General features: G+C 70.4%; 14 protein-coding genes. 5 read left to right on the plus strand and 9 right to left on the minus strand.

The genetic code is table 11. The annotated features are described in order from the left end of the window. Positions 1 to 85: 85 nt before the first annotated feature. Positions 86 to 1105, plus strand: coding sequence for a mechanosensitive ion channel family protein (locus tag NKJ07_RS03165; RefSeq protein ID WP_318569145.1), 1020 nt, complete (start codon positions 86 to 88; stop codon positions 1103 to 1105). A 58-nt stretch (positions 1106 to 1163) separates the two neighbouring features. Here the strand turns inward: NKJ07_RS03165 and NKJ07_RS03170 are convergent, their stop codons facing one another. Beyond that, the gene (locus NKJ07_RS03170; RefSeq protein WP_318569146.1) at positions 1164 to 1406 is read right to left on the minus strand and encodes a DUF7996 family protein; all 243 of its coding nucleotides are present in this window, start codon (positions 1404 to 1406) and stop codon (positions 1164 to 1166) included. An 83-nt stretch (positions 1407 to 1489) separates the two neighbouring features. Here NKJ07_RS03170 and NKJ07_RS03175 point away from each other — a divergent pair, with 83 nt between their 5' ends. Next, a complete protein-coding gene (locus NKJ07_RS03175; protein WP_318569147.1) occupies positions 1490 to 2794 on the plus strand; it encodes a GNAT family N-acetyltransferase in 1305 nt (434 codons plus the stop codon). A 56-nt stretch (positions 2795 to 2850) separates the two neighbouring features. On the opposite strand, the gene NKJ07_RS03180 is transcribed toward NKJ07_RS03175, so the two are convergent. Continuing rightward, a complete protein-coding gene (locus NKJ07_RS03180) occupies positions 2851 to 3321 on the minus strand; it encodes a hypothetical protein (protein ID WP_318569148.1) in 471 nt (156 codons plus the stop codon). 129 nt (positions 3322 to 3450) lie between these two features. Here NKJ07_RS03180 and NKJ07_RS03185 point away from each other — a divergent pair, with 129 nt between their 5' ends. After that, a complete protein-coding gene (locus NKJ07_RS03185; RefSeq protein WP_318569149.1) occupies positions 3451 to 4473 on the plus strand; it encodes a sodium:calcium antiporter in 1023 nt (340 codons plus the stop codon). 92 nt (positions 4474 to 4565) lie between these two features. Here the strand turns inward: NKJ07_RS03185 and NKJ07_RS03190 are convergent, their stop codons facing one another. The 3 genes from NKJ07_RS03190 to NKJ07_RS03200 form a co-directional block, all read right to left on the minus strand. Beyond that, the gene (locus NKJ07_RS03190; protein ID WP_318569150.1) at positions 4566 to 4877 is read right to left on the minus strand and encodes an SUI1 family translation initiation factor; all 312 of its coding nucleotides are present in this window, start codon (positions 4875 to 4877) and stop codon (positions 4566 to 4568) included. 253 nt (positions 4878 to 5130) lie between these two features. Then, positions 5131 to 5259: a hypothetical protein gene (locus tag NKJ07_RS03195; protein WP_318569151.1), complete on the minus strand. Its 129-nt coding sequence runs from the start codon at positions 5257 to 5259 to the stop codon at positions 5131 to 5133. 77 nt (positions 5260 to 5336) lie between these two features. Next, complete coding sequence (locus NKJ07_RS03200; protein ID WP_318569152.1) at positions 5337 to 6917, minus strand: DUF7827 domain-containing protein; 1581 nt, start codon at positions 6915 to 6917, stop codon at positions 5337 to 5339. Between the two features lie 249 nt (positions 6918 to 7166). Here NKJ07_RS03200 and NKJ07_RS03205 point away from each other — a divergent pair, with 249 nt between their 5' ends. After that, positions 7167 to 8414, plus strand: a complete 1248-nt coding sequence (locus NKJ07_RS03205) for a DUF7094 domain-containing protein (protein ID WP_318569153.1) — start codon at positions 7167 to 7169, stop codon at positions 8412 to 8414. 48 nt (positions 8415 to 8462) lie between these two features. Here NKJ07_RS03205 and NKJ07_RS03210 read toward each other — a convergent pair whose 3' ends face one another. The 3 genes from NKJ07_RS03210 to NKJ07_RS03220 form a co-directional block, all read right to left on the minus strand. Beyond that, positions 8463 to 11210, minus strand: a complete 2748-nt coding sequence (locus NKJ07_RS03210; protein ID WP_318569154.1) for a hypothetical protein — start codon at positions 11208 to 11210, stop codon at positions 8463 to 8465. Between the two features lie 317 nt (positions 11211 to 11527). Next, entirely contained in the window at positions 11528 to 12091 is a 564-nt protein-coding gene (locus NKJ07_RS03215; RefSeq protein WP_318569155.1) for an HAD family hydrolase, read from the minus strand. 77 nt (positions 12092 to 12168) lie between these two features. Beyond that, positions 12169 to 13311, minus strand: a complete 1143-nt coding sequence (locus NKJ07_RS03220) for an acyl-CoA dehydrogenase family protein (RefSeq protein WP_318569156.1) — start codon at positions 13309 to 13311, stop codon at positions 12169 to 12171. A gap of 150 nt (positions 13312 to 13461) precedes the next feature. On the opposite strand from NKJ07_RS03220, the gene NKJ07_RS03225 reads away from it, so the two are divergent. Next, positions 13462 to 14799 (plus strand): carboxypeptidase-like regulatory domain-containing protein, encoded by a 1338-nt coding sequence (locus tag NKJ07_RS03225; RefSeq protein WP_318569157.1) that lies wholly within the window; start codon positions 13462 to 13464, stop codon positions 14797 to 14799. A gap of 21 nt (positions 14800 to 14820) precedes the next feature. Here NKJ07_RS03225 and NKJ07_RS03230 read toward each other — a convergent pair whose 3' ends face one another. Further along, a complete protein-coding gene (locus tag NKJ07_RS03230; protein WP_318569158.1) occupies positions 14821 to 16035 on the minus strand; it encodes an alanyl-tRNA editing protein in 1215 nt (404 codons plus the stop codon). Between the last annotated feature and the right edge of the window lie 124 nt (positions 16036 to 16159).

The following is a 16159-nucleotide window of genomic DNA, read 5'->3' on the forward strand; positions in this document are numbered from 1 at the left end:
GAAGACCGGGCCGTCTGCCGCGGCACACGAAGCGAGCGAACGACGGGAGGACAACCCTTTTTTCGGGACACCTCGACCCTCGCGCATGGACACCGTCGCCGTGGCCCTGCAGACCGCGATCGACGAGAGCCAGACGCTCGCTGATCTGTTGCCGGCGTGGGCCAAGTTCCCCGGCTGGCGGCTCGTCGTGGTCGTGGTCGTCCTCGTGGTCGGGGCGTACGCCTCGAAGTACGTCGTCCGTCTCGCCGGCCGACCGATCGCGCGACGGTTCAGACGCCAGAGCGTCGCACAGACGATGCTCAAACTGGTCCGCGTGCTCACGATCCTCCTGGCGGGCGCGTTCGGGCTCAACGTCGTCGGCATCGAACTGGGCAACATCGTCCTCTCGGTGACGGTGTTCTCGGCGGTGATCGGGATCGTCCTCGCGCCGATCATCGGGAGCGTCATCAACGGGCTGTTCATCCTGGCCGATCAGCCGTACGAGATCGGCGACATGATCGAACTCGACGACGGAACCCGAGGGTTCGTCGACGACATCACGCTCCGGTACACCAAGATGTTCACCCTCGACAATACGTTCCTCGTCATCCCGAACGCCACGATCCGCGAGCGCGACGTGACCAACTACTCCGCCGAGGACGAGCGGACCCGCCTCTCACTCCCCGTGTTGGTGACGTACGAGTCGGACATCGACAAGGCGCGGGGCCTGCTCGAACGGGCCGGCCGGCAGTGCAACCTAGTCATCGAGGGGGGTCCGGACATCCGGATCGGCAGCGCGCGCTACCCCGCGCGACCGACGGCGTACATCGACCAGTACGCCGACAACGGCATCACCCTCACGCTCCGATACTGGGCGAAGAAGCCGTACAAGCTCGGGACCGTCCGCTCGCGTGTGCTGACGAACCTCGGGGCGCTGCTCGAATCCGACGGCGACGAGGTCGAGATGGCCTACCCCCACCAGCACCACGTGTTCGACGACACCAGCGGGATCGCACAGGTCGCCCTCAGGAACGGCGACCGACGCGACGACGAGGACGACCTCGCGGCGGATCGCGCCTCCGGACGGGAGACACGGGCCAGTTCACCGACGGAGCAGGAGGACTGACTGGTCGGCGCGGCGGTCCCCACGCGATTCGCGGTGGCGGATCGGCGGCGCCGGCGACTCAGCGATCGACCGGTCCCGTGAGCTCCAGCGGGCGGATCCAGCCGTACCAGACGAGGAAGATCATCCCCGCGTATCCGAGGACGAACACGACGGCGCCGACGCCGTCGTAGCCGGCCTCGCCGAGGAACCGCCGGGCCAGCCCCGGGAGGACGATCCCGGTCACGATGATCACGGCGAGGAGCAACTTGTCGCGGGTGAAGAAGCCGCCGTCCTCGTCCGTGCTGTCGACGCTGTCTGCCATATCTGCAATCGGAACCGGACGAACCTGAATCCCTCGGTTCGAGGCACGCGACGGTTTTTGTGCGTGGCGCTCGTCCGAGAACCATGCCCCTGGAGTACCGTACCGTCCCCGACGACGACGCCCACCGGACGGCCTACCGCCGCCTCCTCCAGTACGCGTTCGCGCCCCAGCGGGGGCCCAGCCACGACGACGACCCGCCCGAGCGACCCGACGAGTTCGAGCCGAGGGGGCTGTACGTCCGGTCCGACGACGCCGTCGCAGAAACGTCCGACGCGACGAACGGTCATCCGCCGGTCGCCGACGCCGACCCCTCGGCCCTCGTCGTCTGCGGGGCGCTCCTGGCGTTCCGGATGCGGATCCGCGGGGAGTGGCGGCCAGTCGGTGGCATCTCCGCGGTCGCGTCGCCGCCGGAGCATCGCCGCCGCGGCCACGTCGGGACGCTCCTCGCCGGGATGCACACCGAACTCCGCGGGCGCGACGTCGCGTTCGCCGCTCTCTGGCCCTTCTCGAACCCCTTCTACCGACGGTTCGGCTACGGCCGGACGAACGACGACGTCGCCCACGAGTTCCCGCCCGAGGCGCTCGACGCACCGGCGGCGACGCCCTCGGAGGAGGGAACGACCCGTCGGCTCTCCGTCAACGACGTCGACGGGCTGTCGACGCTCCACGAGGCCGCCGCGTCCGAACCCCTCGCCCTTCGCCGGTCCGCCGACTGGTGGCGACTCCGGATCTTCCGGTCGTGGACCGACGAGCGCTACGTCTACGGGTGGGAAGACGACGCGGAGACGCTCCGGTCGTATCTCGCCTATCGCATCGAAGACGGCGACGCCGGCGACGAGGGCCGCCGTCTCGTCGTCGACTACTGGGGGGCCACCGACGACGAAGCCCTCCGGCACCTGCTCGCGTTCCTCCGCAACCACGACTCGCAGGTCACCACGGTTCGACTCGCCGCCGGGGACGCGAGCCTCCTCGACCGGCTGTCGGACCCCGACGGCGCCGACACGACGGTCCGGCCGGGGCCGATGGTCCGCGTGGTCGACGTCGAAGCAGCGCTGTCTGGACTCCCGACGCCGGCCGCGGACGAACGTGTCGTGATTCATGTCCGCGAGCCACGCCACGACTGGAACAACGGGGCGTTCGTCGTCGACGCCGACGGCGGCCAAACGACCTGTCGCCGGATCGAAGAGGGCGGGGCTGCGGCGGGCGGGTCGGTCGACGGTGGGGTCACGGTTGGGATCGGGGCGCTCTCGCGGCTCGTGGTTGGTTCGCGGTCCGCATCGTCGCTGGCGACGCTCGGTGCCGTCGACGGCGACGCCGACGCGGCGGCGCGGCTCGATGCGCTCTTCCCGCGCGAGACGCCGGAGCCGTACCTCAGGGAGCGGTTCTGAGACCCACGCACAGTGGGGGGCAGCAGTCGGACCACATAGACGAGACGGCAGACCGGTCACTCGCAGTATCCGGGCGAGTCGGGGACGTCCTGCTCGACGGCGACGAGATGTGTCCGCTCGGGCGTGACGAAGTACCGCGTCTCGGTGGCGGCACCGTCGGCCGAGAGCCCGCAGTCGTAGCTCGTGCTGTAGCCGACGGTCACCCGGACGACGACGCCGGAGGCGTTCCGCGTCTGGACCTCGTACTCGGCCGGTCGGAGGATGCCGAAGCTGAGGTCGGTGAGGTTCGACCAGGAGGCCGTGGCGTTCCTGACGCGAGCTTTCTCGGCGGCGATAGCCCGCTCGCCCGCCGCCTCGTCCGACACGCCGGGGGTTCCGGCCACGGACGCGGCGTCCGTCGCCCGGTCTGTCGGCGAGCCGTCCACGGACGACTCGGCGCTCGGGATCGAAGTCGGTTGCTCGGTCACGGAGCCGGTACAGCCGGCGAGCGTGAGGACGACGACGGCAAGAAGCACGCCGTATCGCATACCCGGCTGGCCGGCGGCTCGTGAGAAAGAACTTCGGGTAGCTCCGACGCCGCTTTGAGCCACTCCGACAGCCGCCACCCTGCCGACGAACGGGGCGGTTTTTTCCCATCCCCTCCCCTCGAAGGGACCGTGCCGAGCGCTTCGACCCTCCTCTTGCTCACCTTCTTCGCGGTCGCGGGGGGAGTGCTCGCCTGGAAGGGCGGCGACTACCTCGTCCGGTCGTCCGAGCGACTCGGCGGCCACTACGGGCTCCCGCCGGTCGTCCAGGGAGCGGTCATCGCGGCGGTCGGATCGTCGTTTCCGGAGCTGTCGAGCACGGTCATCGCCACCGTCCAGTACGGTGCGTTCGAACTCGGCGTCGGTGCCGTGATCGGCTCGGCGGTGTACAACATCCTCGTCATCCCGGCGGTGTCGGCGCTCGCCAGCGAGGGACGGCTGGCGTCGAACCGCGATCTCGTCTACAAGGAGGCGCAGTTCTACCTGCTCGCGCTCGCCGTGGTGCTCCTCGCGTTTACGCTTTCGGTGCTGTACAATCCCCTCCCCGAGACCGCCGCCCTCGACGGAACGATGACGTGGCTGCTCGCGTTCGTCCCGCTGTCGCTCTATGGGTTGTACGTCTTCATCCAGTACCACGACAGCGTCGACCACCGCCGGACGGCGACCCGACAGCAGGTCGCCGTGGGCAAGCAGTGGGCCATCCTCGCGGGGTCGCTCGTGGTCATCCTGGTCGGCGCGGAACTGCTCGTCCGCGCCGCCGTCGGCTTCGGCGAGGTCTTCGGCACCTCGACGTTCCTCTGGGGGTTGACCGTCGTCGCGGCGGGGACGAGCATCCCGGACACGTTCGTCTCGGTCGCGGCCGCCCGGGTCGGCAACTCCTCCGTGAGCCTCGCGAACGTCTTCGGCTCGAACATCTTCGCGCTCTTGGTCGCGCTCCCCGCCGGGGTGCTCGCCGCCGGGGCGGTGACCGTCGACCTCGGAACCGTCGTCCCGATGATGACGTTTCTCACCTTCGGCTCCATCGCCTTCTTCGCCATCCTCCGGACGGAGATGATGCTCACGACGCGCGAGTCGTACGTCCTCCTCGGCCTGTACGGCGTGTTCATCGCGTGGCTCGTCGCCGAGAGCCTCGGGGTCACGGCGTTCCTTCGGTGAGGCCGGCCGCCGCCCGCACGCGGCTGGATAACGGCGGTAGGCTTCCACCCGCTCGCCGGTCCACGGACGGGCGACCCCCGAGACAGTAGTACTCAGTCGGCGACGACGAAGCCGAGATCGTCGAGCGCCTGGCGGAGCCGCCCGTCGTGTCGGCCCTGGAGTTCGATTCGCCCGTCCGCGACGCTCCCACCGACGGCGAGTCGGCGCTTCAGCTCGGAGGCGACGGGTTTGAGCGCCGTCACGTCGAGGTCGAAGCCGTCGACGACCGTCACCGGCTTGCCGTACCGCCGCGTGTCGTGTCGGACGACGAGACGCTGCTGGGCGCGACCCAGGTCCGCGTCGATCCCCAACTCCTCCGGGAGACCCGAGACGGATCCGAGGCGCTTGTGGTCCTTCTCTTCCACGGCGGGTCTACGACGCCAGCGAAGATATACGCGCGCGTCGGCGCTCCGTCACGCTGCGCGGTGAGTCGTGTCCGCCTGGGGCGACGAATTCCGGCGCAGGCGGGGACGGGCGGGCCGCTCGAGCGCCTGCCCGGCACGGATCTCGACCGACGAATCGTTCGGTATCGACCGACGACCCGCTCGGTGTCGTCGTCGCGGACGGCCGATGCGGCCGGCTGTCGAACCGAGTGGTCGAGAGCAGAATGAGGGTGACTTACTCGCCTGGGCTGTTACCGCGCTGGTACTTGTGGACCATCCGCCACATCGTCTGGTCGAGCTCTTCTCCACCGGACGCGTCGACGAGCTGTCTGTAGAGACTGTCTGAGACGGTGATTTCGGGCATCACCAGCACGTATGCCCGCATGTGTTATAATACTACTGTTATACGGAATTGAGTTAATCGAGGGTGGGGCCGGGTGCCTACGCGGGCCCGCCGACGCGCGGTCCGGCGACGACCACGCCGTCGTCACGGACGACGAACCGGACCTCGTCGTCCGCGAGTCGGGGGTCGAGCGTGACGTCGACGGAGGCCGTGCGGTTCGCGTCGACCGTCAGCACGTACACCTGAAGCACGCTCCGGTTCGACTGCGAGGTGACGTGGAGGGTGAGCTCCGAGCCGGGGGCGAGCGTGGTCTCGACCGCCACGGGGACGGGGTCGCCGTCGACGACGAACGACGGAGCCGGTCGGACGAACGAGACCTGACGGTCGACGACGGTGAACGTCGTCGTGAGGCTCCGGGGGGTGCTCACGGTGGGGTTCGCCGGCGTCAGCGACAGCGTCGCCGCGTGGGTGCCTCGTTCGAGCGCGCGTGTGTCGAAGACGACCGAGAGGGTGTCGCGTCGCTCGTCGAGGACGACCTCGTGGATCGCCGGCGAGACCGTCTCGGCCGTTCCGACCGAGCCATCACCACCGACTGGTGCGAGACGGAGGTCGAGCCCGTTGCCGAGCGCGCCGCTCCCGGCGAGACCGTACTCGACCGTGCCGACCGTCCGGCGGCCGTCGACCGAGACCGCCACGTCGTCGGCGCGCTCCGCCTTGGGGTTCGTCACCGGGAGCTCGACGACGAGCACGTCGCCCGCGGCGGCCGGTGGCGCGTCCGCGAGCGCGATCGAGAGGGTGCCCGACCGGGGGACCGTGACGTGTCTGATCGCCGGCGTGACGTCCACGTCGATCCGTCCGTCGCCGTCGGTGTCGTAGCCGACGGCGAGCGCGGCCTCCGAGACCCGGGCCAAGCCGCCCGGCATCCCGCCGTCGCCGGCGCCGTAGTCGAGTGTCACCGTCGACGGCGACCCGTTCACCGCGACGTCGTGCCGGACGACGTGCGTCGATGCCGCCCCGGGCGCGCTCTCGGTCGCGTAGACGAGGTTCGCCGCCGGGGGAGCGTCGGGGCGTGCGACGCCGCCGAGGCCGCTCGCGTGGAACGTCACGACCGCCCAGTCACCGTCGGCGACCGTCCGGTTCGGGGCGGTGAGCGCACGGAGGTCCGCTGGCCCCCCGGGACGGGCGTCCGCGGGGACCGCGTACGGGACTGCGGCGTCGAAGCTGGCTGCCGTGAGTTCCAACTCGGCGGTGTCGTCGACCGGGCCGCTCAGCCGGAGGGCGTACGGTCCGGCGGCGAGCGGGGCGGGTCGCCGCGGCGACTCCCGGGAGACGCCGGCGATCCGGTCGTCACCGGCAGCCTCGTACGCGGGCCGTTCCGTGGCTCGCCAGCCGGCGAGGAACGTGTTGAGACGGACGACGACGTGACCGTCACCGTCGACGTCGACGGCGTCGACCTGGGCGTGGTACGCCGGCCCGGTGACCGTGAGGGTCGTCGTCGAACCGTTCGGCACGGAGAGGCCGAATCGAGCGACGTCACCCGCCTGTTGTTCGTAGGTGCCCGCGCCGAAGCCGGTCGCAGCGGTGTCGTTCGCTCCGACCGGCGACGCCACCGCGGGTGCCAGGAGGCCCGTGAGAACCGCGACGCAGACGGCCATCACGAGGGCACGAGAACGATACATGGGGTTCCCTGTCGACCGACAGGTAAGACCTTTGTGGGCCGAGTTTCGCGCCTGATTCCCTGGCGAGACACCGCGATCAGCTCGCCCGGGTGGCCAGGGAGTGCCGGGGCGTCGTCGAGCCGTGCACCTCAGCCTCGTCGCGACCGGACGGCCGACGGCCCCGCCCGCCCGTGTCGACGGCCGTCGACCCACACCGGTGTCAGCCCACGAACCACTAGTTTTACGCCGCAACAGTGTCGTACGAAGAGTATGATTCGGTCCCTGCGACTACTCTGTGCCCTCCTGGTGGTCGTCGCCCTCCTCCCGGCGTCGACGCCGCTGGTCGGGAGCGCTGCTTCCGACGCGCCGGGCACCGCCACACAACCCGCACAGGTCCAGCCCCTCTCGGAGGAGAACACCACGAGCGTCCTGCTTCTCACCGGCGAGACGACGACGGGCTACGCCGAGTCGGTCGTCGACATCGCGCCCGTCGTCGGGGCGGCGCGGGGGGTCGTCGGCATCGACCTGCGAGAGCGCGTCGTGCAGAACCGCCTCCGGGACGCCTCGACCGTCGACCGGCGGCGGCAGGTGCTCAGACAGGAGACGGAACGACTCGCCGAGGAGGTCGCCGACCTCCAGCGGGCCGAAGAGCGGGCCCTGGCGCGGTACGAGCGCGGCGAGATCTCCGCGGAGGAACTCCTCCGCGTCCTCGCGACGGTCGACACGGAGGCCCGACGGGCCGACGAACTCGTCTCGCTCCTCCAAGACGAGACGTCACAGGTCCAGTTCGTCTCGGCGACGGCGGACGAACTCCAGTCGCTGCAGGTCGAACTGGCGACGCTCTACGGCCCCGTCCGGGCGCACGCGGGGCAGGTGTTCCGCGGGGACGAAGCCCCGACGCGAGTCCACGTCACCGTCTCCGGCGAGGCCGTCGCGCTCTCGATGCTCCGTGGCGACACCTACATCAGGGAGGCCACCGACCCGGCGAACCTCGACGACGGGGCGTCGGACCAGTTCGCGTCGGAGGGAGAGGTCATCGATCGAATCGGCACGCTGTACCCCTGGGCTTGGACGAGCGACACCTCCTCCGTTCGGACGTACACCAACTTCGAGAACGGCTTCTACCGCATCAGCGTTGATCACACGCACGGGCAGTTGACGAGCTACGTCGACGGGAGCACCCAGGACGTCTTCCGCGAGATCCAGTACAAGTCGGTCAGCCGGATGCCGAACGGTCGGCCCGTCACGGTCGAAGAGAACGGAACGACGCTCCGGGTGAACCAGAGCTTCGTCGGAGGCCCGATCCAGGTTCGAACGACGGACGCGACGACGGGAGACGCCGTCGACGGCGCGATCTCTCTCGACGGGGAACCCGCCGGCCGGACGGTCAACGGTCGCGCCTGGCTCCTCGGGCCGGCGGGCCAGTACGAGGTGACCGTCGCGACCGACGCGGGCAACGTGACCGCCACCGGGCAGGCGCTCCAGCCCGACCAGCCGGCGCAGGGCAGCGAACAGTGAACGCCGGGATAACAGCCCTCTCCGGGGTCGCTACTCCCGACGGCGCGTTCAGCGCCGGCGACGCGGGCGCCACGATCGGACGGCGAGTGCGGTAACGACGATCACGACCGCACCGATACCAGAACCCACCCCGAGTCCGGGGAACCTCGTCGACGACGTCGACGAGGCGGTCGCGGCCGTGGTCGTCGTCGGCCCGGTCCGCGCCTCGCTCTCCGTCGTCGTCGCCGCGCCGGCGGGAGTCGACGTCGCGCCGGCAGGAGTCGACGTCGCCTCCCCCGTCGTCGAGACCTCGGCCGGTGTCGACCCGCCCGCCGCCGAGTTCGACCCCGGTGTCACGTCCTCGGCGACGGTCACCGCGGCCGAGTCCCTGGCCGCCCCGTCGTCGGCGGCGAGGCGGTACGACCCCGTTTGGACCCCCGAGAGGTCGAGCGTCGCGTTCCAGGTCCCGTTCGTCACCGGGGCTTCGGCGGTGCGCGCGGCCGTCCCGTCGCCGCCGATCAGTTCGACGAACACCGTCGTGCCGTCCTCGGCGGTCGACTGGCCCGAGACCGGCACGGCCGCGGCTGGGAGCGGGTCGCCGTCGGTCGGCGTCGACACCGACACCGACGGATCGACGCCCGTGACGTTGACCCGGGCGATCGGATCGTCGGAGCCGGGCTGTGTGTACGCATCGAGGAGTGTTGCGACGGCGGCCGACCGGGTCTCGCGGCCCGAGAGGAGTTCGTCGGGCGACGGACCGGAGCCGTCGGCGTACGCGAACGCGCCGTCGCGGCCCTGGTCGACGACGACGAACGTGTGAACCCCTCGCGTCTCGATCCCGTCGATCGTCTCCTCGAAGCCGTCCGCGGAGGCGTCGACGGTGCGGGCGTCGACCGTCCCGCGCGGACCGACGTGGTACAGCCGCGGGTCGTCACGCCCGGCAACGGCCGCTCCCGAGAGCGTGAACTCGTCCGTGCCGGTCGCCGCGAGGGTGGTTCGTGACGCGACGAGCGAGAGCGCGCCCTCGACGGTCGTGAGCGTGGCCGACTCCCGCGGATCGAGTTCCCGGAGCGTCTCGGAGTCGATCGGCTCGGTCCCCCCGAGTCGCGCCGGATCGGGGTCCCCGACGGCGACGACGCGGTACGTCTCCGGCAGGTCGACGACCGCCGACGTGTCGACGTCCGTCTCCCACGTTCCGTCGCCCGCGACCTCGGGTTCTGCGAGCGTCTCCGCGTCGGCATCGTCGTACAGCGGGACGTACGCCCCGTCGACCGCCGCGTACAGTTTCACCCGCTCGCTCTCCGGTGCCGTTCCAGTGACTGTGACGTCGTCGCCGACCGCCGTGGGCGGGGGCGACGCGACCGTGACGGCCCGTTCCTCGACGGTGAGCGTGACGTCGTCCTCGACAGGGGCGTCGATCTCCGGCGCGCTCTCCACGTCGACCGAGTCGCTGACGAGTCGATCCGTTCGAAGCCGGACTTCGGAGATCCCGTCGTCGTCGAGCGCCACCACGGCGTAGAGGACGTTCGCGTCGGTGTCGACCCCGACGGACTGGACCTGGCCCGTTCGGTCGAACACCTCGCGGGCGGTGGCCGTGTTGAGCAGTTCTCCGGCCCGAAGCGCCGTCCCCGAGAGCCGGAGGTAGCGCACGTCGCCGGGCGCGCCGGCCACCGCGACGATCGTGTTCTCCCCCCTGACGACCCGCGTCTTGGAGAGCGTGACGGCCTTCTCGGGGTCGCGGATCCGGAACGGGACGGTCCGCGAGGCGTTGTCGAGGTCGTCGGCCCCCTCGGCCGTCACCTCGTACCGGCCGACGGGCAGATCGCGCACGTCCAGTGCGACCGTCCCACCGGACGCCGTGATCGTCGGCGACGCCGTGAGTTGCTCGGTGACGTCGAGTCCGTCTGAGTCGTCGACGGAGACCGTCACGTTCTCCGCGTCGTCGAAGGTGAACCCGGCTTCGACGGTCAGCGTGTCGGTCCCCTGTGGGACGGACCGGTTCGTCACGTCGGGCGCGGACGTCGACGCACCTGCGTACAGCGAGAGGTCGGTCACGCGCGGCCGCCGGACGAAGACGACGGGGTCGTCAGCCGCCGACGAGAGCGCGTACGATCCCGGTACGAACCGGTTCGCCGCGGTGACGTCGACCGAGAGCGTCGTATCGGTCGCCGCGACGACGCCGTCGGCGTCGCCACCGACGCCGTAGAACTGCTGGCTCTCGCCCGCCGCGTTCGCGCCGTCGAGCCCCGTCACGTCGACGCCTCGTTCGCCGAGGTAGAGCGTCCCCTCCGTGCCGGTGACGCTCCGGTCGCTGCCGGGAGCGGCCGCGGTGATCTCGCCGACTGCGGTCGTCACGTCCGCCGTCCCGTCCGCGTCGGCGTCGACCCGAGCGGAGACGTCGAACGTCCCGGTTCGGTCGACGGCGACGCCGTCGACCGCGAGGCGGACCGTCAGCGTCTCCTCCGTGCTGCCGGCGTCGTCGTCCCAGGTGACCGAGACGGTCCCAGCGTCGGCGTCGACGGCCCCGGAGACGTCGGTCGCGTTCGGCGTCGCGACGCTGCTCGTGACGCTCGCCCCCGACAGATCGACCGCGTCGGGCAGTTCGACGGTGACGCGTCCGTCGGTGGTCCCGTCGCCGGTGTTCACGCCCGTGACCGGTACCTCGATCGACAGCGTCGTCGGGACGCCGGTCTCGACAGTCGATGGGGTGATCGACGACTCGCCGATCCCCGCCGCGGCACCGAGTCCCGGTGCGGCGGCGACGGTGACGAGCGCCACGACGAGGACGACGCCGCTGACGGCGCTTCCCCGGGTCATCGGTGCGCCCGCCGTCGCGACCGGCCCGCGATCGGTTGGCGATCACTGGGAGGGTCACTCCCTGGAACGAGGTTGAAAGTCAACATTGATTGTAGTAACACAAACACAGTTGTATAAATGGTGGGGAAGCGGATCGAGACGTCCGTCTGCTCGTGGCGGTACGATCGACGACCGAGAGTCCACAGGGACGTCGGTTCGGTTGTATCGCCACTGGCGGACGTACTCGAACCCGACCCGACAAATCGCGAAGAGTATCGACCCGGTGGTCGGCCGTCCCCGTCTCCGGGGCGAGCGTCCCCGTCGGCGTGCGCAGCGAGTCAGAACGAGTCGACCGACCGGTACGCCACGCCGGCGCGTTCGGCGGTCGTCCGGTCCCGTGGCGAGTCGCCGACGAACACCGCACGGTTGGGGGCGATGTCGACCGACCGGAGCGTCGCCAAGAGCGGTTCGGGATCCGGCTTGCGCGTCGCGACCGTGTCGCGCCCCACGACGGCGTCGACGCCGTCCCGGAGGTCGTGCGTTTCGAGGGCGATCCGGACGCTCGCCTCGCAGTTGAGCGAGCAGACGCCGACGGGGGTGTCGTGGTCGAGGAGTCGGTCAGCCAGCGGGAGTCGGTGGGAGTCCCGCGCGCCAGTCCGTTCGTGGTCGGCGATGACGGCCTCGATCTCGGCCCGGAGTCCACGCTCGTCCGCGAGGTCGAGCATCGCCCAGAGGTCGTACCCGGCGGCGTCGACGCCGTGTGTCTCGAAACGCGCGGCGGCGTCGCGGGCGACGGCGTCCCAGTCGACGACGAGACGGACGAGCGTCCCGTCGAGATCGTAGACGACCGCGTCGAACGAGTCGAGCGTCCGGGCTTCGGCCGTGAGATCGGAGTCGGTCACTACCTCGTCGCAGGGGCGACGGGAGCAAGAGCGCTTCGTTCGCCGGGTTCGGCCGTGCCCTCCGCCCCATCCACCCGTCAGTCGACGACGCCGCGGGCGATGATCTCCTTCTGTATCTCGGAGGTCCCCTCGTAGATGGTGAGGATCTTCGCGTCGCGATAGAACCGTTCGACGGGGAAGTCGGTGGTGTAGCCGTACCCGCCGTGGACCTGGACCGCCTCGTTACAGACGTCGACGGCCGCCTCGCTGGCGAAGTACTTCGCCATCGACGCCGCGATCCGGGGGTCCGCGCCGGCGTCGGCCTGGCGGGCCGCCTCGTAGACGAGCAGCCGCGAGGCGTGGACCCGCGTGGCCATGTCGGCGAGTTTGTGCCGGACGGCCTGGATGTCGGCGATCGGGCCGTCGAACTGCTCGCGCTGGTTGGCGTAGGCGACCGCCTCGTCGAGGGCGGCCTGCGAGAGCCCGACCGCCTGCGCCGCGATCCCGATCCGACCCCCGGTGAGGATGTGAAACGCCGCAGATAGGCCCTTCCCCTCCGGTGTCAGGCGGTTCTCGGCCGGTATCTTGACCTCGTCGAACGTCAGGGCCGTCGTGTCCGAGGCCCGGAGCCCCAGTTTGTGCTCTTTCGGCCCGACCTCGATGCCCGCCGACTTCGGGACGAGAAACTGCGTCACCGAGCCGGGGTCGTCGGGATCCGTCCTGGCGAAGACGATACACACCTCGCCGCGCTCGCCGTTCGTGATCCACTGCTTCTCGCCCGTGATGACGTACTCATCTCCCTCCCTCCTCGCGACCGTCGTCATCTCGGCGGGGTTCGATCCCGCACCCGGCTCCGAGAGCGCGAACATCCCGACCGGACGGCCCGCGGCCATGTCGGGGAGGTACCGCTCCTTCAGGCGCTCGCCACCGAACTCGGCGATGCACGACGTCGCCAGACAGTGGACCGATAGCGCCGTCGCCACCGCGAGTTGCCCGTAGGCGACCTCCTCGTTGACGACGCTGTAGGTGAGGCGGTCGACGTCGAAGCCGCCGTACCGCTCCGGCGTCGTGAGCCCCGTCAGATCGAGGTCCGCGAGCCCGTCCCACACCGCCTCGGGGAACGTCTCGGTCGCGTCCGACTCCCGCGCCGTCGGCCGGATCTCCTCGACGGCGAACTCGCGGACGAGGTCGCGGATCGCCCGCTGTTCCTCGGAGAGTGTGCCCGTCGTTGCCAGTGCCATGTGGCTCCCACGCAACCGGGCGAAGAAAAACCTGCGCCCGTCCTGTCGGACGTCGGCGACACGACCGGAACCACAAGATATCGTCACACGTCAACGTGACTTACGGAACGCGCACGACTATAATCGTGGATGTCTGACTGTCACGTATCCATGCAGTGGCGTACCCTACTGACTGTCACGTTGGTCGTCGTCGCGTCGCTCGCCGGCGCGTCGGGACCGGTCGGAGCACAGTCTCAGTCCGAGTCGGAGCTGGTCACGCTGACGGTCGAACTGGTGGTCCCCTCCTCGAACCAGCGGGTCGGCGGCGCGGAGCTCGTCGCCCGCTGGGACGGCGGACAGACGACCGCCACGACCGCGTCGAACGGCCGCGCGTTCCTCGACGTCCCGGAGGCGGCGACCGTCGAGATCACGATCGGCGACTCCGACTACACACGGAACGAGCCCTACCGCATCCGCGTCGCAACCGAGCGGGAACACACCATCGAGGTCGCCCGGAAGGCGGAGCTCGACGTCGTCGTCCGCGACGCCGAGGGTCCCGTCGGGGACGCCCGCGTCGTGCTCCGGCAGGACGACCTCGCGGTCGCGACCGGGCGGACGGATTCGAGTGGGCGGTTCCAGAGCGGGACCGTCGCGCAGGGCCGGTACACGCTCTCCGTCGTGCGTCCGGGCTACTACCGGACGACGACGGACATCGTCGTCGCCGGCTCGCCCGAACAGACCGTCAACATCGAGAGCGGCCGGGTCGACTACGACATCGCCGTCGAGGATCCCCACTTCGACCCCGCCCAACCGGTCGCGAACGCGACCGTCTCGATCGAGGGCGTCGGGAACCGCACCACGGACGAACGCGGAGCCGTCGGCACGCTCGTCCCGGTGAACAGCGACGTCCGCGTCCGGGTCTCGAAGGCGGGCTACGGGACCGTGACCGAGACGATCACCGTCAACGAGAGCGAGGGATCGGCGTCGTTCTCGCTCAGCCGTGAGCCGTCGCTGTCGCTCACCACACTGAACGAGCGGGTCGTGGTCGGCGAGGTCGTCGCCGTGGAGGTGACGAACGCCTACGGCGAACCCGCCGGGGGTGTCGCGCTCCTCCTCGACGGCGAACGCGTGGGACAGACCGACTCTGGCGGCGAGGCAGCCGTCCGGATCGAGGAGGCCGGCGACCACGAACTCCGTGCGCGCCGCGGCGAGGCGACCTCGACGGCGGTGACCGTCCGCGGCGTCGGCGAAGGGTCGACGGGGGCCGCGGAGACGGACGCCGATGTCGTGACGACCGGTGTCGATACGGCGGCACCCGCCGGGGACGGGGGCTTCGGCCTGCGGTCGCTCGCCCCGTTCGCCGTGCTCGCGGCGCTCGGCGTCGTGCTCGCGCTCGTCCTCCTCCGGCGGCGACGTGGGCAAGACGAGTGGACGGAGGGCGGGACCGACGACGAGTGGACAGAGGGTGGAGTCGACGAGGAGTGGACGGAGGGCGGGGAAGACGAGTAGCCCGTCGTCACGACCGCCCGCTCAGGCCGAACGGTCGTATCCGCGGAGGAACGTGACGACCTCCTCGGGGTTGGCGTCGAGACCGCCGCCCTGCGCGAACGGCGGGCCACCGCCTCCGCCGCCGCCGAACGCCTCCGTCACCGCGTCGACCACGTCGCCGGCGTGGACCGCCCCCGACGACGCGACCACGACGAACGGACGCTCCCCGTCGCCGACCGTCGCGACGACGTCGTTCCCGTCGCCCGCGACCCGTTTGGCGGCCTCACCCGCCTCGTTCGCATCGAACCCCGAAACCGTCCCGATCCGCCAGGTCGCGCCGTCGTGATCGACTCTCTCGAACGACCGAACGCGGCCGTCGAGCACCTCGCCACGGAGCTCCGAGAGCTGCGCCGACAGCCGCTCGTTCTCGTCACGGAGCGAGACCACGGTCTCCGGGAGATCGGTGACGGCGACACCGAGTTCGCTCGCGGCGTCGAGCGCCGCCCGGTGAACCGTCGCGCGGCGGCCGATCCCCGGCTCGCCGACGGCGAACTCGACGCGGGTGAGCCCCTCCCCTGGATTCGACCGATCGAGCACTTCGACGGGGCCGATCTCTTCCGTGTTGGAGACGTGGGTCCCGCCACAGGCGGCGACGTCCCAGCCGTCGACGGTCACGATCCGAACCGTGTCCGATCCGGCCATCACGCCCTCTTCGGTCTTCGTGTTGAACGCGACGTCCTCGCGGGAGTGAGCCTCCTCGGTGGATAGTTGCTCCCACGACACGGGACGAGAGTCCCACACCGTCCGGTTCACCAGCCGTTCCAGTTCGACGAGCGTCGCGTCGTCGATGTCGGTCGACGTGGCGAAATCGACGCGGACCTTCTCGTCGGTGATCCCGAAGCCGCCGTAGCCGAGGTCGTCGAGCAGGCGACGACCGGCCCCGTAGAGCACGTGGCTCGCGGTGTGCGCGCGCATGCAGTACGTCCGAAAGGCGTCGTCGACGACGCACGCGACCGTCTCGCCCGGCGCGAGGTCGAGCGCGTCGTCGCCGGCGGGTGACAGCGTGTGTTCGACCGCGCCGTCGCGTTTCTGCACGTCGACGACCGGGTGGCCCGCGACGGTGCCGCGGTCGGCCGGCTGGCCGCCGCCCTCCGGGTAGAACCAGCTTCGATCCAGTTCGACGGTCGACCCTTCGACCGCCGTTACCTCGGCTTCGAACGTCCGGACCTCGGGTTCTGCAGGGGCTCGGGAGTGCACGTCCGGCGTGGCGCACTTCGGGAGAAAAAAGCTTCCGCCCACGTCACTCGACACTGTGTGCGTAACCGGGGCGACGCGGTGTGCGGACCGCGCTGACGACGCCGAGAGGAGCGGTACCGTTCGG

This window comes from Salinigranum marinum (assembly GCF_024228675.1).
In the GTDB taxonomy this organism is placed as follows: Archaea; Halobacteriota; Halobacteria; order Halobacteriales; family Haloferacaceae; genus Salinigranum; species Salinigranum marinum.